Origin of the sequence: Bifidobacterium dentium JCM 1195 = DSM 20436 (assembly GCF_001042595.1) — a bacterium.
Taxonomy (GTDB): domain Bacteria; phylum Actinomycetota; class Actinomycetes; order Actinomycetales; family Bifidobacteriaceae; genus Bifidobacterium; species Bifidobacterium dentium.
In genome coordinates this window covers 1,998,012-2,020,088 of record NZ_AP012326.1, presented here as the reverse complement: position 1 = coordinate 2,020,088, position 22,077 = coordinate 1,998,012, and the positions used below count along the sequence as shown (strand labels likewise).

At 61.3% G+C, this 22,077-nt stretch carries 10 protein-coding genes; 8 read left to right on the top strand and 2 right to left on the bottom strand.

Annotated features, from left to right (window positions below; translation table 11 throughout):
* Positions 1-9 precede the first annotated feature (9 nt).
* A complete protein-coding gene (locus tag BBDE_RS08525; protein ID WP_012902448.1) occupies positions 10-6,111 on the bottom strand; it encodes an Ig-like domain-containing protein in 6,102 nt (2,033 codons plus the stop codon).
* 48 nt (positions 6,112-6,159) lie between these two features.
* On the bottom strand, positions 6,160-7,572 hold the full coding sequence (locus tag BBDE_RS08520) for a serine/threonine-protein kinase (protein WP_003839029.1): 1,413 nt from the start codon (positions 7,570-7,572) through the stop codon (positions 6,160-6,162).
* A 485-nt stretch (positions 7,573-8,057) separates the two neighbouring features.
* On the opposite strand from BBDE_RS08520, the gene BBDE_RS08515 reads away from it, so the two are divergent.
* The 8 genes from BBDE_RS08515 to dapB all read left to right on the top strand — a co-directional run bounded on the left by BBDE_RS08515 (position 8,058) and on the right by dapB (position 21,792).
* A complete protein-coding gene (locus BBDE_RS08515; protein WP_003839031.1) occupies positions 8,058-8,552 on the top strand; it encodes a nucleotidyltransferase domain-containing protein in 495 nt (164 codons plus the stop codon).
* On the top strand, positions 8,549-8,923 hold the full coding sequence (locus BBDE_RS08510; RefSeq protein WP_003839035.1) for a HepT-like ribonuclease domain-containing protein: 375 nt from the start codon (positions 8,549-8,551) through the stop codon (positions 8,921-8,923). Before BBDE_RS08515 ends, BBDE_RS08510 begins: the two co-directional genes overlap by 4 nt.
* Positions 8,924-8,958: 35 nt before the next feature.
* Complete coding sequence (locus BBDE_RS08505; RefSeq protein WP_003839036.1) at positions 8,959-10,353, top strand: MATE family efflux transporter; 1,395 nt, start codon at positions 8,959-8,961, stop codon at positions 10,351-10,353.
* 162 nt (positions 10,354-10,515) lie between these two features.
* Positions 10,516-14,580 (top strand): PD-(D/E)XK nuclease family protein, encoded by a 4,065-nt coding sequence (locus tag BBDE_RS08500; RefSeq protein ID WP_003839038.1) that lies wholly within the window; start codon positions 10,516-10,518, stop codon positions 14,578-14,580.
* Entirely contained in the window at positions 14,577-18,617 is a 4,041-nt protein-coding gene (locus BBDE_RS08495) for an ATP-dependent DNA helicase (RefSeq protein ID WP_003839040.1), read from the top strand. The genes BBDE_RS08500 and BBDE_RS08495 overlap by 4 nt, the downstream gene beginning before the upstream one ends.
* A gap of 157 nt (positions 18,618-18,774) precedes the next feature.
* Positions 18,775-19,482 carry a GNAT family N-acetyltransferase gene (locus BBDE_RS08490; protein WP_003839042.1) on the top strand — a complete coding sequence of 236 codons (708 nt, stop codon included), beginning with the start codon at positions 18,775-18,777 and terminating at the stop codon, positions 19,480-19,482.
* A complete protein-coding gene (locus BBDE_RS08485; protein ID WP_003839044.1) occupies positions 19,479-20,828 on the top strand; it encodes an MFS transporter in 1,350 nt (449 codons plus the stop codon). The genes BBDE_RS08490 and BBDE_RS08485 overlap by 4 nt, the downstream gene beginning before the upstream one ends.
* A gap of 211 nt (positions 20,829-21,039) precedes the next feature.
* A complete protein-coding gene (gene dapB / locus BBDE_RS08480) occupies positions 21,040-21,792 on the top strand; it encodes a 4-hydroxy-tetrahydrodipicolinate reductase (protein WP_003839046.1) in 753 nt (250 codons plus the stop codon).
* Positions 21,793-22,077: the final 285 nt, after the last annotated feature.

Genomic DNA, 22,077 nt, shown 5'->3' with positions numbered 1-22,077 from the left:
GAATCTCCTCTACTGCTTATTGCCTGCGAATGATGGATTGATCGGCGGGCGGCCGTGGAACAGTCGGATTTCCCTGATCCAGGGATGGTCGCGATTCGCCTGCCTCGGCAACGTCGTCAATGCCGAATGTCCTTTGGACCCGCCCCGCGATTCGTCGGTGCCGTCGTCGAAGGACGTCGATGTGGATGGACTGGTGCCGGGCGAAGGGGTTGGCGGAGCGTGATACCTGTCGCTGTCCTTAAGCGGGGTGGGACTCTGCTTCGTGCTGTTGACCGCCTTGTCGGTGGTGCCTTCCACCTTGACGAGCCACGAGTACGAGAATCCCTGTGGCAGCGCCGAGGCGTCCAGCGTGGTCGTAAGGCCCGGATGCCATTCGAACGGATACTGCTTCTTGGATTCATCCGACAGGACGATGGTCACGGTCACGGACTGGTTGTAGGCGTTCACGGCACCGCCCTCGACATGGATGACATTGGCGTCTGTATCGTCCCAACGCAGTGACGGCAGGGCGATCACAGCCTGGACCTTGTTGCCGATTTCGCCGTTGCTGGCCTTCACCGGATCGCTGGTATGGCCTTTGAAGGTCTGCCACACGGTTACGGTGCCACAGCTGCCCCAATGTTCAAGCGGATAGGTGACGCTGAGGCTTGCGGTCGGCATGTTGTTCTGCTTCGGCACGTTTACGATGAAGCCGTCATGGTGCTTGCCGGCGGCGTTCCACGAAGCCACGCAATGGTCGCCATCGGGCACGACCCTGACATCGGCCGGCTTGTCGGGCTTGACGTCAGGGGTGATGGCGTTACCCTGCGCGGTGACGGTTCCGGCGTATTTGGTGGTCAACGTGATTTTCGGCGCGAGGCTTTGGTAGTACCAGTCTTCGGCGATGTCGAAGGTCGCGGAAACGTCCGACGATCCGCATGCCATGCCGGCGTCCCTGCCTGCGAAACTCAACGTCACGGCTTCACAGCCGGCATTGCGCATGTTGCCAAGCTTGCCGGAGACGATGATCTGATCGCCTTGCTGCGTTGCGGAGACGGTCGGCTTGTCGGGAACTCCCCGCGGTGCGGTGGCGTTCGAGGCCTGGGACGGCTGGCTCCAGTTCACCCTGTTCCTGGCCCGCACGGTCGCACTGACGGACATGCCGTCCGTGATGGCGTTGTTCTCGAGGTTGAAGTTGATGGCGTTTGCGGAGGTGGTCTCCTTCTTGGATACGCCGTCGCCGGTCAGGGTCACCTCATATTCGGTGACTTCCGAGAAGTTGCCTTTCGGCACCGACCATGTCACGGCCACGATGTTGCCGTTGGCTTCGGCCCTCACGTCTTGCGGCGCGGAAGGTATCTTATCGGGTTGCCCGTCCACGGCATTCGATGGACTGGACCATCCGACTTCGTTCTGCGCCATGACGGTGAACGAGTACTTCCTGCCGTTGGTGAGCCCCGTCACCTGGCATGTGGTCACCGTGCCGCACGATTTCTCTCCGGAGGAGTCGCCCGTCCACGAGACCTTGTATTCGGTGATCGGGCTGCCGTTCGAAGAACCCGCCGTCCAGCTCAGATTCACCGCGCCATCCTGGGCATCGCCGGCGATGGGGGAGAGCAGCGGGGCGTCCGGCTTGTCCGTCACCGAAACGCTGATGGTTCCAGTGACTTCACGTTCCTTGGTCATAGTGGCGTCGCGCACGGTCACGATCACATGGTTCGTGCTCGCGCCGATATCGGAGGCCGCCGCAATCGTTATCATTCCGTTGGCGGGGCAGTCCACCGCCAGCTTGGCGGAACCGTCGGCCTGACATCCCGTCACGGTAAGCGCGGTGTCGGGGAACGGATTGTAGGCGTCGCCAAGCACGTTCACCTGTTCGCTTGACCCAGCCTTGACCTTCAGGGCCTTCGCGCCGATGCGCGCCATCGGCCTGGTGGAGGCCACCACGCGCACGGTCACACCGGCCTGCACGGTGCCTTTCGAATACGAGATGGTGATCGGCACGCTCACCGTGGTTCCTGGCGTGGCCGTCTTGTCGGCGCTCACCGTCAGCTTGCCGTCGGCGCTCACGTTCGTGGTCACCTGGTCGGAGGAGACTCCACCGGCATACGTGTATTCCTTTTCGTCGTCATACAATCCCGACGGCGAATGCGTCAAGGCGGTCAGATCGATGGTGGTGGAGCCCTCACCGGCCACCACGTCCACCGTGGAGGATGAGAAAGTAGGTGCGGGCACGTCGCGGCCGATCACGGTGATCGGCAGGGTCAACACCGCCGAATTGACGATCTTCACTTTGCCGTTTCCGGCATGCTTGCCGTCGACCGCGGTGAACGTGATCGAAGCGGGGCCTGCATAATCCTTCGGCGCGGTGAACTTGAGCGTCTGATCGTTCACATACAGGTCGTCATTGTCGGCCTTGGTGGCGCTCACCGAATCGGCGCCGTCCACGTAGGCGGTCTTGCCGGCGCCGACACGTACGTAATCGGCGATGTTGATGGTGATCGTCTCACGTGCGTTCACCTTCAATGCCGGTGCCTTCGGACGCAACGTCGGCGGAAAGACGCCGTATGCCGGTACTTGGATGAATGCGGTGGAGGTGATGTTGTATGTGGTGTTCGTCACCGTGTAGGGCACCGCACGCGCCTCATCGGTCAGATCCACCGTGATTACGGTGGACGTTCTGCCGCCCTTCGTCCGCGCATGGTCGGCGGCGGAATCGTCCACGCCGACCTGCAGCTCGTCAGCGGTGCCGGACGGGTTTGCGATCCATTGCGACACATCCACGTCGACCGACTTCTTATCGATCGTTGCGGAGGACGGCACTCGGTAATCGTAGGCCGATGGCGGTGCGATGGCCGCGTTATCATCGACGTTCACCGTCAGCGTGGCCGTGTCGGCAAGGCCTGCCTTGTCTTTCACCGTGTAGATGACGTAATACGTTCCCGCCTGCTTGGGAGTGGTGAACGCAAGCATGTTGTCGTTCACCTTCACGCCGTCGATGCCCTGAGATTCCACATTGCGTTCGACGGTGAGGTTCGTGTTGTCGCCGGAGATGTCGTTCTGCGCAACCGGCACGGTGGCCGCGGTGTTCGGTCGTAGCGTGATCTCGTCGTCACGCGCGTACACGCCCGAATCGGTGCCCGACTTGAAGACGCCGACACGGATCTGCGCCTGTGCGCGCTGACCGGTCCAATCCTCGACCGCATACGAGAAGGTGTCGGTGCCGGAGGAATCCGCATACGCCTCATACACCAGATAGGTCGCACCGACCTCGGTGATGCGGCCCAGCTGCGGCGCCTTGTTGCCCAGACCCAGTAGCTGGTCGTCGTCGCCATCGGCGTCGATGCCGGTCAGTGTGATCGGAATCCGCACTTTCCGTCCGGCGGCCACCTGCGCATCCACGTCGGACGGCGTCGGCGCGCTCTTGTTGGAAGCATCCTTCTGATGCACGGTGAAGGTGATCGTTCCGGAGGCGGCGTTGCCGAGGTTGTCCTTGACGGTGTACGTCACGGGGAATGTGCCGGTCTGGTCGGAGGCCTGATAGCGTACGGTGTCGCCGGAAACGAACACCAGTCCCTTGAACGTGCCCCCGTCATACTGCAGATTGTCCTGCAGGCTTACCGTGGTGCCGTCGGAATAGGTGACGTGGTCGAGCACATCGACGGATACGATGCCGTCGGTACGTACCTGTGCGTCGATGTTGTCGGCCTTCGGCACGGAATTCGCGGTGGTCAGCGCCGGCGGCTGCAGCACGATGGTGCCGGTCGACGTTCCGGCCGCGTTCGCCACGCTGTAGGTGAGCTGCACCGGTTTGGTCGGCACCTGGCGGGCGGTGATGTACACGCGCTTGTTGCTCACCACGCCGGTTTTAATGCCGCTGGCCGCATCGGCCTTCACGGAGGTGACCGACAGCACGCCGCCCATCGGATCGATATCGTTGGCCAGCGGCTCCACGATGGCGGTGTTGTCCGCTCCGAGCAGCGCCACGTCATTGGCTGCCACCGGTTTGGCGGAATCGCCTGTCACGGCTTGCACTTCCACACGAGCCAGACCGGTTGCGGGAATCGACCCCTGCGTAATGGTGTATGGCACATAGTAGGTACCTGGATTCGCGGCGGTGAACGTGAACGACATATCCGTCGCGTTCATGGTGGTCGAAGCTCCGTTCGGCGTCTCCACCGCGGTCAACTGCGCCGGTTCGGCGGAAGTGCCATGCACGTATTGTTGAAGCGATACCGTGGTGCGTGCATCGGGCGTGGTCTGCTTGACCACCGGATCGATCGCAGCCCCCAGCGTATTGGCCGGTTTCACCGAAAAATACAGCATGCCGGTGCCGGTCTGCTCGCCGTCGGACACGGTTACCTCGACGCTCGCCCTGCCGGATGTCATCGCGCCGGCGTTGAACACCAGCTGGCCGTCCGCGCGCGTGGAGACCGTCACCTGATCGGTGTTGGTCGGTACCGCGGCGACCAGTGTCAGCGGATCGCCATCCGGGTCGGAGAAGCTACCCAGCGCGTTTGCCGTATATGTGGCGCCCTGCTCCACGTCGATTTCCGGTGGCGTATCGGTCTGGGCAGGCGCATGGTCGATCCCGTCGGTGATGTTCAAGGTCACGGTGGCGCTCGACGTCTGGCCCCGACCGTCACCGATCTCGTAACTGAACATCACCGTGCCCGCTCCTGCGGAAGTGGCGTTCAGCTGCAGGTACCGACCGTCGTATACGGGCGAGACGGTGACGTCACCGCCGTCCGGTGCGCTCGCCGAGGTGATGCGCAACACCGAACAGTCGGTCTGTTCATCGTTGCGTAGCACGTCGAGAATCTGCGACGAGCCGGCTCGTGCGCCGAACGCATCGTCCTGCGCCTTGATCTGACCGGATTGCGACGAACAGGTCTTGCTGAAATTATGCTGATTGTTGGCGCTGTCGGTGCTCTGATCCTGTTGTTTCGTCTGCTGCGTCTGCACCTTGTTCCACTGGATCTTGATGACCTTTGCGGATTCCTGTGGATTCCACACGTTGCCGTTGACCACGTCGTTGAGCACCGTCAGACGATGGTTGGCGCGGAACACGAGTTCGGAGGTGGCATTCACGTTCTGCAGGGATGTGAATTGCGGATGGCCGTCGTGCGCCGAGCACACGCGCAGATAATTGTTCGCCTTTTGGCTCCATGCGGCGGATACGCAACCGTTGGTGGACACGGGCTGTGCCGCGTCGCCCTTGCCGGAATTGGAGATTTCCACGGGCGTCGGCTTCCTGGACTGCAGATCGACCGTGACCAGACCGCGCTGACCCGCGGCGGCCACCCAGCCGCTCTGCCTGTCGTCCGTGGGCGGTGCCTGGAGGACGAGCGTGCCACTCATCGAAACTTCCGCACTGCCGTTCGGCCAGCGGATCGCATTGCCGGAAGTGAGTACAGGGGTATTTGCCACCACGGTGAAGGAGTCTGCCCGCAATCGTTGGTTCGCGCCGATTTCCGTCACTTTGCCGGGCGTCGCCTGCGGTCCGTCCATTTTCAGAATCACACCGTCGGACTGCCGGTAGCCGTAGATCGCACCGTCGTGGGTCACGGCGATTCTGCCGCCCGTCCCGAGCTTCATCTTCGGCGACGCGGTGGTCGGGTTCACGGATTTCACATCGGATGAGGCACCCGCCCACACGTTGCCGGTCTTCATGTTGATGAAGGCGATGGTATCCCCGCCGATCAACGTCTGCATATCCGCCTTGATGGTGGTGTCGCCGTCCTCGCTGACGGTGGAGGCCGCGATATAGCTGGCCTTCGTTCCCTCCAGAATCACGGTGTCGCCGTTGTGCTGGGCTACGTCGAACCGTGCCGCGGATGAGGAGATGCCCGCGTCGGTGTCTTTGACCTTTACGTTGAACCGCGCGGCCTTGCGGTCCTTCAGTGAAGTGATCCACACGGTGCCGTCGTCAAGCTGCACGTGCTGCTGGGTCACCGAACTGATGATCAGCGCGCCGGCCACGATGCCCAACAGAAGCATCAGCATGATGATCGGTGTGATCCACTGTCGATTGCCGGACGGCATCAGCCTGCGCAGCATCGCGCCGATCTTGCGGGACCTCTCGTATGACTGCGAGGTCGCGGTCCGTCTCGGATGCGCTGATCTGTCCATGAGTCTTCTCCGGTTCTCTCGTGGCGAATGCGGTGTGACGGTGGTGCGTTACGGCTTGGCCGCGCAGGCGATCGTCGGATTCTGCGACATCCGCCGATCGGCTCGGATCAGGCTCACCTGAATGCAGGTCTGTGTGCCGTCTCCCGCCGGGACTTCGACCTGCGTATCTTCCGTGGTGGCCGCCTGCGCGTTCGTACTCGTCCCGGAATCGCCGACAATGGACCACGCGTAGGAATCGCCCTTCTTCGGATCGGGATTCACCCAAGTGAAATTCACCTTGTCGCCGTTGTATTGGCCGGCGAGGTTCTCCACGGAAGGCACGACCGTCGTGGCGATGTCGTCATCCTCATCGTCATCGGTACCGGTGCCGCCATTGCCGTACCCCTTTGTGGTGGGGCTGATCCGCGCATGGCCGTTATCGGAGACGGAATCCATGCGAGGGGCCACAATGAAGGCGAATACCAGTGCGACCACGGTGATTGCGGACACTGCGAGCGTACCGATGACGACGGGTTTCACCCATGTCTTGGTGCGGCCGGAGTCGGATGCGTCATCCGTGCCGTGCGTGTCCTGGCGTGAGGGGAGGTCCTTCGGATACTGTGGCACGCCTTCCACCGTGGTCGGCGTGGCATGTCCGTACAGCGCGTATTGCACCCGCTGCATGGCGCGGGCGAAATCGAGTGCGGAATAATACCGCTGATCGGGATTCTTGTCGAGCGCCTTGCGCAGCACCTGCTCCACCTGCGGCGGCACCTCGGGGCGGTTGAGCTTTGGCAGAGGCTTGCTGACGACCGTCATGGCCAGCTCCTGCTTGTTGGATACACGATAGGCGTATTCGTACGGCGAACGGCCGGTGATCGTGGCGAACAGCGTGGCGCCCAGCGAATAGATATCGGAAGCCTCATTGCCTCCGCCGACTCCGGAAATCACCTCCGGCGGGGCCCACGGCAGCGAGAAGCCGGTCGTGCGATGGTCATAAATCGAGGCGGAGATGCCGAAATCCGACAGTACCGGCATGCCTTGCGCATTGATGAGCACGTTGCTGGTCTTGATGTCTCGATGGATGATGCCCTTGCGATGTGCGGTAAACAGGGCGCTCGCCAGATTGATGCCGAGATCGAGTATCTGGTCGGCATTGAGCGTGACCTTGCGCAAAGCGTCCCGATAGCTGCCGCCGGGTGCGAATTCGAATACGGTGTAGCCGAGCCCGTTGCCGGTCACGCCGGATTCGAAAATCGAAAGGATGTAGGGGTGTGAGGAGATCTGCGCCATGAAATCGGCCTCGGCGCGAAAGCGCGCGGCCGCTCGCGGATCCAAGGACTTGTTGCTCACCTTGATGGCGACCGGGCGGGCAGGGGAGCGCTGTTGGTACAGATACACCGTTGCCTCGGAGCCTGCACCCAACTGTCGCACGAAATCGTAGCCGGGTATCCGCGGCGGAACCGGTTGTGGAACCTCCATGCCTTGTCCTTCTGCTCTAGGCCGTCGTGCGGCCACTCTGCTCGATACTCTAGGATGTGCGCCTCACCAACTGACCCCTGTCGATACCGATTCGGCCGTATGTATGCTCCATGCGGCGGCGCTTTGCCGTCACGAAGGGGAATAATAGGGTTGGCTGCACGGCGTGATGGATAAGAGGGCGGATTGCGTGCCTTGCTTCGACTGTGGTGCGAAGCATGAAGGCGATTCCGGATGCCGCATGCATTGCGGTCATCCGTTGGCGTCGGCAATGCCCGATGCGACGGTGCTCGATGCGACTGCCGACGATTTCGTGATGCCGCCGGCATCTGTGCCGGGTGGCGGTGCAGTCCCCGTTTTCACTCCTCCGCCACCCGCGAAGAAGGGTGGAAAGGGGAAGATTGTCTCCGTCATGACCGAGAGCTGGCCTCAGTGGTTTCGTCTTCATCATCACAGTATAGCATGTATGCTATATTGATGGTGTGGCGATGATTGATTCACTTAAGGCGCGACGCATGGATTGCGGGCTAAGCCAACAGGCGGTAGCGGAGGCGATGGGTACGACGCAGTCGGCGTTGTCCCGGGCGGAGCATGTCGGCAATCCGACGCAGGATTTTCTGCAACGCTATGATGAGGCGCTGCGCAAGCTGATGCGGTCCGACAGTGTGGTGGATGTCACCACGGTGAAGTTCATCATCGAGCGGATCGCCAGGGAATACGGGCTGGCGGAGGTATATCTGTATGGTTCCGTGGCTCGAGGTGAGGCGGACGCCGACTCCGATGTCGACCTGCTGTATGTGACCGCACAGGGAGTCCGTCTCGACATGATGCGGATGGCGGGATTGAAGGGCGATCTGGAACGGGCGTTTGGCAGGGAGGTGTCGTTGACGTCGTTGGACGCGTTGCGTAGGAATGCGAAGATCAGCCGTGCAAGCAGGCGTTTCTACACGCATATCCAACCGGATATGATCAGGGTGGCATGATGATTCGGCGTAAGTATGGAGATCAGCGATTCCGGGACGAGACGAATCTGATCCGTCTTGTGGAGCATCTCGAACGTGCGCATCGCGACGCTTCCGCCGTCGCTTCGGCGCAGGAGCTTGAGGGCGACTATATGCGGTTCAACTCCGTGGCCATGGATATGGTGCAGGCGCAGGAGTCGGCACGGAAACTGTCGGACGAATTCCGCAATGAGACTCCCGAACTGCCATGGAGTGAGCTGCGTGCGTTGCGCAACGTCATCGTGCATCAATATGACGAGATCGAATTGTATGCGCTGTATGAATCCGCCACGACAAGCGCCCGGCATCTACTGTCGAGACTGCGTCCCTACGTCGATGCCATAGAGGACTGAGATGGTCGAGCCCACAATGATGCGGGGAGTCTGGCATGGCCAATGATGAACGGGCGGGCGGCATGGCCTCGGATGCCGTGAAGATAACCGGTACGCCGCCGGAACGGTCGGTCAACCGACGGATTCTTGCATTGGCGATTCCTACGTTCGGACAGCTGATCGCCGAACCGGCGTTCGCGCTTATCGACACCGCCGTCGTCGGACATGTCGGCGATAGCGCATTGGCGGGCCTATCGGTCGGCTCGACGATAGTGCTTACCGTGGCCGGGCTGTGCGTCTTTCTGGCCTATGGCACCACATCCCGCGTGGCGAGACTGATGGGTGCGGGCAAACGGCGCGAGGGATTGGAGGCCGGCATCAGCGGATTATGGTTGGCGCTGGCCATCGGCATCGTTGTTTCCGTGGCGCTGTTCGTGTTCGCGCGCCCGATATGCATGTGGATGGGCGCGAATGGCGGCGCATTGGATGATGCGGTCGCCTATCTGCGTGCGGTGGTGTTCGGCTTGCCGGGCATGCTGCTGGTATATGCGGCGAACGGCATCTTCCGCGGTCTGGCGAAGGTGACGATTACCTTGGTGGCGGCCATTGCCGGTGCCGTCTTGAATACGATTCTGGATGTGACGCTCATCCTTGGATGCGGCTGGGGCGTATTCGGCTCCGGTGTCGGCACGTTGATCGCGCAATGGTTCATGGCGGTCGTGCTGATCGGACCGGCGTTGCTGTGGGCTCATCAGGAGGGCGCTTCACTGCGGCCGCGCGTGCGAAGCATGAAGGCGAGTATGGGCGACGGCCTGATGTTGTTCGTCCGCACGCTTGCCCTACGTGCGTGTCTGATGGCCACGGTGATGCTGGCGGCACGCATGGGTGTACTGGTGCTTGCCGCCTATCAGGTCGTGAATTCGACGTGGAATTTCGTATTGAACATGCTGGATGCCATAGGCATTGCCGGGCAGAGCCTTGTGGCGGTGGAGATCGGTGCGAAACGGCCGCAACAGGCCTTGCGTATGACCAAGGCGGCCGGCCGGGCAGGGCTTGTTGCGGGAATCGTGATCGGCGTAGGCCTGATTGTTCTGGGAATGATCGCGCCTCCGCTGTTCTCCGCGTCGGAGCCGGTGCGGATGCTGATTGCGGTCGGCATGGTCGTCGTCGGTGCAACGCTGCCGCTTTCCGGTTGGATGTGGGCGATTGACGGCATTCTAATCGGTGCGGGCGATTATCGTTACCTCGCCGTCACCTGCATCATTACCGCATGCGTCTATCTGCCGTGTCTTGCCGGCATCGGTGTGCTGTGCAACGGTTCCGCCGTGCCGGATACCGTCCGCATGGCCGCTCTCTGGGCCGCCGTCACGCTCCTGTTCATCGGAATCCGGGCCATGTTCAACGGTCTGCGCGTCCGTGGCAAAACAGCCAGCATCGAGGCTGGTCGATAGAGTCCGTGGCGCCATATTCGATGATGCTCTTGCTCTGCAGTTGTGGGCCGGTGCCGTGACGATGCCGGATGTGGAGTGATTGCGAATCGTGCGTTGTGACGCTGACGATTTGTCCGGTGGGTGCACAGTGAGGACGCAATCGGTCGAGTAGTCTTGGGAGGCATGATGGATTTGGATGACCTTGCGGATGTGACGTTGGTCGCGGGAGCGCCCCGCAGCGGCAAAACCGAATTTGCGTTACGTGCGCTGATCGCCGCGATGAGGCGGTATGGCGATACGCAGGCCGTGATGACGGTATCGGGCCGGCAGATCGCCGATGACTTGGGCGACCGGGTGATTCGTGAGTTGTCCGCGATTTCGCAGGCCCGACCGGTCACCACATTGCCGGCTGTGGCCTTCCGCATCGTGACGGCCGTGCGCTCGCGTGCGGGTCTGCCTTTGCCGAAGCTGCTCAACGGCGCCGAACAGGACATGATCATCCGTCGCGTGCTCGCCTCGCATGTGGACCATACGAATCGTGGTGACGAATGTGCCGTCTGCGACCTGCTGCGCACGTATTTCGCGGTGGCCGACTGGTCGGGCATGGTGGTCGACGATTCCACCGACGCCTTTGCCAACCAGTTGCGTGACATGCTCGCCCGCATGAATGAGATCGGCGCAAAACCCGAACTCGAGGATGGGCTGATTGCACGTGCCGCCAGTAAGGATGGCACGCTCAACGAGCGGCATGAACGCATGCGTACCCAATGGCGTCTCGCCTTTGCGTTGCGTGCCGAATACGATGAGGCGATTCGCGCGGCCTATCCGGGCGAATACCGTCTCGACGCATCGCAGCTCATGGTCGATGCGGCCGCCACCGTGACGCAGGCCGAGATCGAAGATCTGCCGAAGTTACTGATCGTCGACGATTTCCAAGATGCCACGCTTGCCGGATTCGACATGCTCGCAGCTTTGCGCGGGCGCGGCGTGCGGCTGCTGCTCGTCGGCAATCCGGACGAATCCGTACAGACGTTCCGCGGATCGTATCCGGAATACCTGTTCAACGCGGCGCAATCGCGATTGGGGGCTCGGCTGGAACGCATCGACGTCACGGAAACGGAACAACGTAAGCCCGCGTATCGTACGCTGGCCGCAAGCCGCGTGAGTTTGTCGATCGCCAGTACCGAACCGACGGATGAGGCGCTGCCGAGTCGTCCGGGCAAGATGCCGGCGCTGCCAGGCTCACTACCTATCGAAACGGTGCCGACGGGTGTCTCCGTAGACGGTATTTCGCCAGATGACGGCAGCATCGGAACCGCCATGTACCGCTCCGCCGTCGAGGAGCTGGATGACGTGGTCTGGAGGATCAAAACCGAGCATCTGCAACATTCCCGCGACTGGAACGACATGGCTGTGATCGCGCACGACAACGACACTGTGCGTACGTTCGGCGAACGACTGCGGGCCGACGGCGTGCCTGTGCGCTATTCGAGCGTGACCCGCCCGCTGAAGGACGAGCCATTCGTGCAGGGCCTGTTCGCACTGATCGAACTGGCCGGACTGAAGAAGCAGACGATTGCGGCGTCGAAGATGGGGCTTCGTACGGCCGGCGCGTATATTCGTTCGCGCGTAGCGCTGATCATGAATTCGCCGCTGATCACGGTCGGCGGCGATGCACAGCATGAGGGGCGCCCCACACGATTGGCGACCGTCGAATCGGCGATGAATGCGCTCGGCTCGCTTGCCGCGGTATTGGAATCGGATGATTCCGGTGAATTGGACGATTCGGACAGGGCCGACGTAGCGAAGCAGGCGTTGTTGCCGCGTTTGATTGCCGATTGGAAGGATTACGTCGTCGATTTGCGCAACTCACGTCAGTTGACACGGATGTCCGATTCGGCGGATTCGGCCACACCGACGATTGCGGTAGACGACAGTCTGATGTCGGAGGAACGGCTTGATTCCGCGGACTTGGTCGATCCGTCCGATCTTCCGTTTGGTGTGGACGCGCTGTATGTGCTGCTATTGGAAGGCAATACGGACCGCGTGCTCGACGCAATCGCCTCCGTACTGGGCGCCGACCCGCAATCCAAAGCATTTGCGAGCCTGTGGAAAGTGCTCGACAAGACCATCGAAGCGGAACGTAAGCTCATCTCCCGTGAACCGCAATACGTGCTTGATTGCGCGTGGACTGCCTGCGACAAGGCACGGATCTGGCAGCGCGTATCGTTGGAAAATTCCGCGGCAGGCCGTGCGGCGAACGACCGTTTGGACGCGGCGATGCGCCTGTTCAGCTACGCATCGGGCGACGAATCGGGTGGCGTGTTGGCCGCACATACCATCGGCGCGTTCATCGAACAGGTGCGTGCGCTCACCATCGAAGCCGATTCGTTGGCGCACACCGCACCGATCGACCAGGCCGTGACGCTCACCACGCCGGCGGGTGCGGCCGGAAGGCATTGGAACCTTGTGTTCCTGCCGGCCTTGCAACAGGGCCAATGGCCGAATCTGGCTCCCCGCAACACCTTGTTCGGCGGAGAGAGCCTGGCGGATGTGATGCTGCATGGCGAACTGCGCGACGACATCGTCACTTCGGCGGGCCGCCAGGATGCGCAGTTGGCCGCGGTGCTCGCCTCCGAGCAGAAGAGCTTTCTTGTGGCGTTGACCCGCGCCGACGAACGCGCGGTGCTGAGCGCCGTATTGAATGACGACAATGTGCCGTCCGATTTTCTGTACGGCTATCTGCCGGAACGCTTTGACCGCGAACGCGACGCCGATCCGGAACAGCGCGATTATGCGTTGGTCGGCGGTACCGGCGAGTTCAATGGGCTCGATGCCGATCCGCGTGGCTTGGTCGCGGCTGCGCGCAGCGTGCTGGCGGACGAACCGGCCGGCTCGTCCAAGGCGAAGGATGCGGCCGCTGCGTTGGCGCTGCTGGCTTCGCGTGGCATTGCGGCCGCCGATCCAGCATATTGGCCGTTCGCGAAGCAGTCGGAGACTGATGATTCGGAATCCCGGGATTCCCATCGTTCCGATGTGGTGACGTTGTCGCCATCCGCGGTGGACCGCCTGTGGGCCTGCCCGGTGTGCTGGATGCTCGAGAACCGCTTCGCGGGCCCGCGCATGGGTAGCGTGGCCACGAATTTCGGCTCGCTCATCCACAAGGTGGCGCAGAAGGCCACCGAAGCGGGACTTGATCTGCCGCAAAACCACACTGCATTGAACGACGAGGAGAACATCGAGAATATCACGCAGTGGATGATGGCCGAATACGAACGGTTGCGTGGCGATCTGAACGCCATACCCGACCCCAAGGAACGTTACGAGGCACTCGGTAAGGACGAGCGGGCCGTCGACGCGCTACGTAACATCGCCACGTATTTCGTCAACTCGAACCGTAGCGGATACCCCGCCAAAAATGCCGATAAGTTCGAAGTCGGCAAGCTTACGGAGGCGGAGCCGGAACTGCAGTTCGCCGCACGCTTCGGATTCGATGACGTTCTCGAAGCGTACAACGCGATCGAGGGCGTCGATCCGATCGGGCGCGGAGAGCTCATATCTCTGATGGGGCTGCTTGTCGGAGGATGGCCGGAAACCGGCATGAGCGAATGGCTTACGATACGTCTGTCGGGGCGGATCGACCGGCTGGAACGACGCGTGCTGAGCGGCGGCGGCGAACAGGTGCGCCTAATCGACTACAAGACCGGTAAACAGCTCAGCGGCCAAGACATGTTCAGCGATTTGCAACTTGCATGCTACCAATTGGGATTGGCGTTTCCGGAAGAAGGACCGCGCGGCGCACAGGCCATTGCACTCATGCCGAATATCGGGCAGAGCGCCCTGTTCCACGTCATGTGTTCCACCGCGCCGGCCCCACGCGGCACGCAGGGCGAGGAGGCATATCACCAGCAGGCGCTGTTCGCCAACGGAAGCCTGAATGCGGGCAAATATGTGCCCAGGTTCTGCCTCCCCACGTTCGACAAACTGTTCGTCGACGATCTCGACGGTGCTGAACGCCCCGAAGCGGTCAGCGACGAGCATTGGCGGCAGTTCCTGGAACTGCGCTCCACAATGGCGGTGTGGTCGTTGACCATGATCGCTCGCGTCTTCTATGCGGCGGCCGCCTGTCGAGCCATAAGAATCACCGCACGGCCGACATCGAAACACGTGAAGTCATGCAGAAACAAATCAGTCTGCCCGGCCTGTGCCGGCGAACAGAACACCGTCTTCGAAAGGAGAGTGGCATGAGCGGCACGCCGAAATTCACCGACAGTCCTGAACAGGCGGCCGTCGTTCAGGCCCCCTCATACGCCGATGTGGTGGTGGTCGCAGGCGCGGGATCCGGCAAAACCTACACCATGACCAGGCGCATCATCAACCTGATCGAACAGGGCGTTTCGCCGGAAAGGATCCTGGGTCTCACCTTCACGCGCAAGGCCGCCTCCGAACTGCTGTCCCGCGTGTCTGCGGCCGTGGTGAGCAATCAGGGTGGCCGGACCGGATCGGCCGGCGCCGCGTTCCTCAAGCCGGAAATCTCCACATACGACGCATTCTTCCAGACCATCGTGCGCCAATACGGTTTGCTCGTCGGCTTCGACCAGAATACGCAGCCACTGAGCGAAGCGGGGGCCATGCAGCTGATTTATGCCGTGCTCGACAAGCATATGGACGAAATCATGCGATTCGACGGCGACCTCGCATCGTTCGGTACCATCGCCGGCAGGGTGTTCGCACTGTCCAATGCCATCTCCGGCGCCATGATCGGCGGCGACTGTACCAGCTTCGACGAGGCCGTGGAGCGTGTGCGCGCCTGGGATGAAGCATTCGTCGCACAAGTGGCCAAGGCACTCGAGGACGAAGAGATTCCCGCCGATATTAAGGCCCCCAAACCTCTGAAGAGAAAGAAAAAGGAATCCGGCGAGGATTTCGAAGCGCGCAAACGCCAGTACCGCGAACAATGCCACGCCCTATGCGTCTACAAGGTCAGCCAGTTATCCGACGTGACGCGTCAACGTGACCTGCTGCTGCACCTCGTAGCCGACTACAATGCCGAGAAACGGGCTCGCAACATGGCGGAATTCAGCGATTTCACCATCGCCGCGTTCCAGCTGGTCACTCGATTCCCGTCAATCGGCGCCACCTATCGCAAACGGTATTCGCATGTGCTGCTCGACGAATACCAAGACACATCCACCACGCAGGCCGCGCTATTGGCATCCCTGTTCCACGTCGATTCGGCACGTCGATCGGCAGTCAACGCCGTCGGCGACCCATTCCAATCGATCTATGCATGGCGAGGCGCCAGCCCGGGCGCATTCCGCATGCTGCAACGCGATTTCGGCATGAGCGAGACCGACAAGCCGTTTGCCTTGAGCGTGACCCGACGCAACTCCCGCATGGTGCTCGAAGCGGCCAATAACCTCACCAAACCGTTACGGTTGCCCGTCCGGCGCCTAAGCAGTTCGTTGATGCGCGAAGTGGACGTACCGGCCCTATCCAACATCGATACCGCGCCCGAAGGCACGCTTGGCGTGCTCGGCTTCGCCACTTTCGGGCAGGAGATCGACGCCGTCGTGCGCTTCGCCAAACATGCGATCGCGCTACACACGCCATCCGACGCCGCACTGGCCGGCGGCGTGAAAGACAATCGCCCGCATGTGGCCGTGCTGTTCCGCTCCAAACAGTCGATGCCGAAATACGAGGATGCATTGAAACAGGCCGGACTGACCACGCTGGTAGTCGGCCAGGCGGCGTTGCTGGAACGTCCGGAAGTACAGGATATCTTCGCCCTGTTGCACGTAATCTGCGATCACACCGACAGCGGATCGCTGATGCGACTGCTCGCCACCCCGCGATTCGGCGTCGGAGCGGCGGATTTGCAAGCGCTCGCCGCCATCGCGGAAAACGTGAATACGGCACATCGGTATCGTGCGCTTATCGCGGCCGGCATCATTCCCGGCAAGACGGACGAACCGGACGATTCGAGCGCTACCGGCGCAGCGCAGGCCAAGATGCCATCCGAAACCGAAATCCGCGCCATCGTGCGCGAATATCGTGACCAAGTGCCCAACGCCGTCTTTCTGATCGACCTCATGCTGCGCGACGACCTGTCGAAACTCATCGACGGCAAACTCAGCGCCGGGGGAGCGGCAGCCGTGCTTCGCGCCGCCGACATGCTGCGCCAGGTGCAGCACGTGTACGGTCATCCGCTGCCGGAAGTGGTGCGCGCGGCCATCGGCGCGCTGAACCTCGACATCGACATGCTGCTCGCCGAACACATGCAACACCCGAACGACACCTCCAATGTGACGCTTGCCAAGTCGCCGCTTGACGCCGTGATGAGCCTCGCCGACACATACATGCAGGAGATCGCGGCCCAAGGCACGCCCAGTCTGCGCGCATTCGTGTCATGGGTGGATTCTTTGCGCGACGCATCCGATGACAATGCCACCGCACCCGATACGCCCGTTGACGTGATGCTTATGACCGTGCATCAGTCGAAAGGCCTCGAATGGGATGCGGTAGCCGTGGTAGGCATGTCCGACGGCACGTTCCCGTCCAGCCAAGGCGATTCGCTGAACGTCACGGTCGACGAGGAACACCTCAATGGACTGAACAACGGCGAATGGACGCCGCCGGAATATGCCGAAACCGCCAAGACCTGGCTGCAGAATCCCGCCGCCGTGCCCGTTCCCGTGCGTGTGGACGCCGGCATCCTGCCTCGATTCCCGCATGATGCACTCGTCGGCGGCGACCCGATCGAGGCGCTCGCCAGCCTGGACGATGCGGAGACCATTGACGATGAGGTGTTCGGAACCCTACGTTCCCTGCAGATCGACGATATGGAAGGCATGGACCCGACCGGCCTGTATCTGACGCAAAGCGAGGAATACGGCCGCCGATTGCACGCCGACGAACGGCGGCTCGCCTATGTGGCGTTGACCCGCGCCCGGCATGAGGTGCTGCTTACCTTCAGCGTGCATAGCGAAGAGAGCCGTGACTCCCGTTTAGTCGAAGGCAAGAAGCAGGGAGTTAGGGGCCCTTCGAACTTCTGGAGCGAAGTACGCGATTCGATGAACGGCATCGTTTCGGTGGCGCGGGAGCCCGGCAATCTTGCCGATTCCGCTGTTGCAGCGGACATGATTGACGGCGTGGAGACGCTCGCCTCAATCGGTGCGCCCCTGCCGGACGGCTACTTCGTGGGCGAGCATGCCCGCGACTATGAGGATGCGGTGGTCGGCGACGCTTGGAATGCGCCGCTTGAGCCGGCTGCCGAGCAGCGGAATCTGCCGTGGCCGTGCGGTCTGAGCGATCGGCTGGCCACAACGTTCGCCGCATCGGCCGATCAGGTCCGTTCGGCCATGCAGGCCCTATCCGGTGCGTATGACGGACATGACGGCGACCAATCGGCCGATGACATGACGATGCCTGTCGACGAGTCGCTGCTGTTGCGCGCACGCCTGCTGGTCGGTGACGAACATCTCATGCCCGACACCGGCGATAGCGCAACTGATTTCGATGCGGCCGTCCGTGTCCGCGGCGAGAGGATTCTCGCAGGCGGCCGCCAGAACGTCACCTCCCTGCAGGCTCGCGCCGGTGTGATGGATGACCGCTCCTCCAGTGAGTACTGGCGTGGTCTGGTCCGTCCGATTCCGCGCGTCGCTTCGCCGTCCGCACAACTCGGCACGCGTTTGCACGCATGGGCGGAACGGTTCGTCATGGCCGATGCCGAATCCGATGCAGGCGTCGGCAATGCCGTCTCCCGTGCGGATCTCATCAACGGTCTTGCGCAGGATGAAGCGAAAATCGTACGTATCGAACAATCCGGCGAATCTGGCAATGCGTCGCAGGAACGCAAGCTGCTCGACTGGCGGCATCGTCTTGTGCAATCGGTGTGGGCCGAACGAAACCCCGCATGGGCGGAACGGCAGCTCGTCGTCGACGTACCGCAACTCGGCACCATCGTCAATGGCAAACTCGACGCGGTGTTCTTCGGTGGCATCGATCCGAACGACCAATCGAAGACCTACACCATCGTCGACTGGAAAACAGGACACAGGCCGCGCAAACGTAACGAAATCGACGAAAAACTCGCACAGCTCGACATGTATCGCATTCTGCTGTCAGCGATGGAAGGCGTGCCGTTGGATTCTATCGACGCCTGCCTCTACTATCTGAGTGAGCCCAAAGAGGGCGATCGGGAGCTTAAGGCTCTCGACAAAACAGAACAAGAGATCCTTGCCGAGTTGAGCTACGGAATTCCGCAGCAATCCGACAACGACTAGTGCCGATGCGCCGAACGTTGAAGCGACGCGCTGTGACGGCCTGCCTGCAGGGTAACGCACTGCAGGCAACGTTGTGGAGGAACGCCGCTACCCTCGTGCAGCATGTGTGGGCGGGCACACGTGCCGGACGCAACGAAAGTTAAGGAGCAATTGCATCATGGCTGCGATCGACGCAACCAACACCACCGGCACATCGGCCGGAAACAACCCGAATTCGATTATCTATCGTCCGATCGGCTGGAATGACCTGGATGCCGTGGTCGAACTGTTCGACCGCACATGGCCGCAGGACGGCGAACTTGCCGGTACTGAAACGTCCCTGCTGATTTCCCGGTATTTCGTACTGCATTATCTGCAGCCGACCACGTTCGCGAACGCCGCCTTTACCGTCGACGGCACGCTGGCGGGCGTCACCTTCATCCGTGTCGCCGGCGAACAGCCGCAGCTTGACGAAATCGACGTCGCCGACGAGATGGCGGGCATCGAACGCGGCATCATTGCTCACGAAGAGGCCGCGAAACGTCTTGAGAGGCTGAACAACGCGTTTTCATTGGAACTGGCTTTGGAGAGGAACAGTCGCGCCAACGAAACCACGCTAGGCGAGTTGGAGTTGTTCGTCGTCAATCCCGACGTGCGTGGCCAAGGCGTGGGCGGCGGCCTGTGGCGCCGTATGCAGGAGCATTTCGCCGCATGGAACGTGGACGCGTTTTACCTGCACACCGATTCCGACTGCGATGTGAGTTTCTACGATCATAAAGGTCTGGAACGCATCGCTGAACGTAATGCCGAAGTCTCGAGCGTTGACGGAGCGGAGCCGCTGTTCGACGACATGTTCATCTACCGCGGGGAGGTGGCGGGTCTATGAGCAAAGCCATGGAATCCGCGAAATCCGCGAAGTCTCCGTATGCGGTGCTGTTCTCCATTCCCGGGACCAAGGCGTTCTGCGCCTCCGGCGCATTGGCTCGACTGCCGATGTCGATGATGGGATTGGGCATCATTCTGGCGCTTAATCATCTGTACGACAATTGGACCATCGCTGGCGTGATGAGCGCGGCCTACGTATTCGCCACCGCGGCCGTGACGCCGTTCTATGCGCGCCTGTTTGACCGCTTCGGCCAACGCAAAGTTGGCAAATTCGTGCTCGCGGTGCAGGTTGTGGCCATGTTGTCCTTCGCATTCGCCGCTTTGGTGCGCGTACCGATTCCGTTGCTGTTCGTACTGGCCGTCGTGATGGGTCTGACGCAGTTCGCTTTCGGCGCACTTGTGCGTACCCGCTGGGCGTACGTGCTGGAGCGCACCGATAACAGCGAGATGCTCAACACCGCATATGCGCTGGAATCCGCCATCGATGAGATCGTGTTCATTTTCGGCCCGATTCTCGCCGCATTCCTGGCGGCTTCCGTGAATCCGGTCTCGCAACTGTTCGTACCGACTGCCGCCAGCGCAATCGGCGGCACGATGTTCTTTGCATTGCGCGATACGCAGCCGCCGGTCATCCGCATGGTGAATGTGACCGCCGCCGATGCGGACGATGCCGACGTGCGTTTCGCCAATACGACCGATGCTGATGCGGCTGTTGCCGGAACTGCTTCCGACAAGCTGAGCATGAGGCAGCTCAAGACCTCCGATAATCGCAGGAAGCGCAATGTGCTCACCTATGCGGGCGTGATTCCGCTGCTGATGGTGTTCGTGGTGTTCAATATGAGCTTCACCGCATTCGATACGTCCATGACGGCCGTGATGAAGGCCCTGCATCTCGATTCGGTGCTCGGCGTGCAGCTCGCCATGCTGGCGCTCGGCTCCTGCATCGGTGCGCTGTTCTTCGGGTCGCGCGAACTCAAAGGTTCACGTTGGCGCCACATGATCATGTTCCTTGCGTTGATGACCATCGGATTCGTGGTGATTCACGCCTGTCTCGGCAATCTGGTGCTGATGGGATTCGTCGAGGTGCTGACGGGCCTTACGATTTCGCCGGTGTTCGCTTCCGGCAATCTGGTGGTGAAGGAGACCGTGCCTGAAGAGTCGCTGACCGAAGGATTGTCCTGGGTGAGTACCGCCGGTACCGTGGGCGCTTCGTTCGGTTCGATGATCACCGGCATCGTGCTTGACCATGCCACGCCGAATACCAGTCTGATGATGCCGTGGATCTTCGTGCTGTGTTCGATTCCGTTCGCCCTGCTCGGCTGGTTCATCGTCCGCAAACGTGGGTGATCGTAGGCTCTTTGACGGGCGGATTGTCTCTTGGGAACGGACCGGTTTCGGCCCGTTCCCTTTCCATATCTGCGCCGAAATGACTGGTTCTTGCGCCTGTCCGAACCGGATATCGTGGTTCGGGTCGAAGCGTTTCTTTAGATTCATACGTAGAATCCATACTTGGGATTATTTGGAATCCGCAGCAGCTTTGTAACAGTAAGGAGCAAACATGATCAAGGTTTCCGTAGTCGGGGCCAAGGGCCGCATGGGCTCTCACGTGGTCGATGCCGTGAACGGCGCAGCTGACATCGAGCTCGCCCTCGCGCTCGATGCCGGCGACGATCTGAGCGGAATCACTCCGGAGAACACCGATGTGGTGGTTGAATTCACCGTACCGAGCGTATCCCTGAACAACGTGCTCGCACTTGTCAGGCAGGGCGTCGATGTGGTGGTCGGCACCACCGGCTGGACCGACGAGAAACTTGATCAGGTGCGCGCCGCGCTTGCCGAGGCGCCACGCGACAACCAGAGTGTGTTCATCGCCCCGAATTTCGCCATTTCCGCAGTGCTGGCCGACTACTTCGCCAAGGTGGCCGCACCGTACTTCGAATCCGCCGAAGTCATCGAACTGCATCATCCGAACAAGGTTGATGCCCCTTCCGGTACCGCCATCCACACGGCTCATGCCATCGCCGATGCCCGTAATGCGGCCGGTCTTGGCGAGGTTCCGGACAATACCGAAACCGATGGTGGTTCTCGCGGTCAGGTCGTCGACGGCATTCACGTGCATGCCGTGCGGCTGCGCGGCCTCAACGCCCATGAGGAGGTGCTTTTCGGTAATGCCGGTGAGCAGTTGACCATCCGTGCAGACAGCTTCGATCGCATCTCCTTCATGCCGGGCGTACTGCTTGCCGTCCGTAAAATCGCCACCGGCGACTATTCCGGCCTTACCGTGGGCCTGGACCACTTCCTCGACCTGTAGTCCATACGGTGTAGTCCATGTGGTTCGGCTGTAGCCCATGTGTAGTCCGCACGGTTCGGCTGTAGCCCGCACAGCTCGACCTGTAGCCCATGTGTAGTCCGCACGGTTCGACCTGTAGTTCATACGGTTCGGCCCATGCACCAACGGAAGTCCAAGCCGCAGTCCATCCCCCAAACTACCGACACTGAGCGCTCGTAGGTGTCGGTAGTTTGGGTCCTTCCTCAATCTGCCGATACTGACAGTCCTTCAGCGTCGGCAGATTGTATCTCAACCCAATCTACCGAT

Bases quoted from the DNA above. Each gene is read 5' to 3' on its own strand.
- BBDE_RS08525 (WP_012902448.1), bottom strand. From the start codon at position 6,111: ATGGACAGATCAGCGCATCCGAGACGGACCGCGACCTCGCAGTCATAC.
- BBDE_RS08500 (WP_003839038.1), top strand. From the start codon at position 10,516: ATGATGGATTTGGATGACCTTGCGGATGTGACGTTGGTCGCGGGAGCG.
- BBDE_RS08510 (WP_003839035.1), top strand. From the start codon at position 8,549: ATGATGATTCGGCGTAAGTATGGAGATCAGCGATTCCGGGACGAGACG.
- BBDE_RS08495 (WP_003839040.1), top strand. From the start codon at position 14,577: ATGAGCGGCACGCCGAAATTCACCGACAGTCCTGAACAGGCGGCCGTC.
- BBDE_RS08490 (WP_003839042.1), top strand. From the start codon at position 18,775: ATGGCTGCGATCGACGCAACCAACACCACCGGCACATCGGCCGGAAAC.
- BBDE_RS08515 (WP_003839031.1), top strand. From the start codon at position 8,058: ATGATTGATTCACTTAAGGCGCGACGCATGGATTGCGGGCTAAGCCAA.
- BBDE_RS08485 (WP_003839044.1), top strand. From the start codon at position 19,479: ATGAGCAAAGCCATGGAATCCGCGAAATCCGCGAAGTCTCCGTATGCG.
- BBDE_RS08505 (WP_003839036.1), top strand. From the start codon at position 8,959: ATGGCCAATGATGAACGGGCGGGCGGCATGGCCTCGGATGCCGTGAAG.
- BBDE_RS08520 (WP_003839029.1), bottom strand. From the start codon at position 7,572: ATGGAGGTTCCACAACCGGTTCCGCCGCGGATACCCGGCTACGATTTC.
- dapB (WP_003839046.1), top strand. From the start codon at position 21,040: ATGATCAAGGTTTCCGTAGTCGGGGCCAAGGGCCGCATGGGCTCTCAC.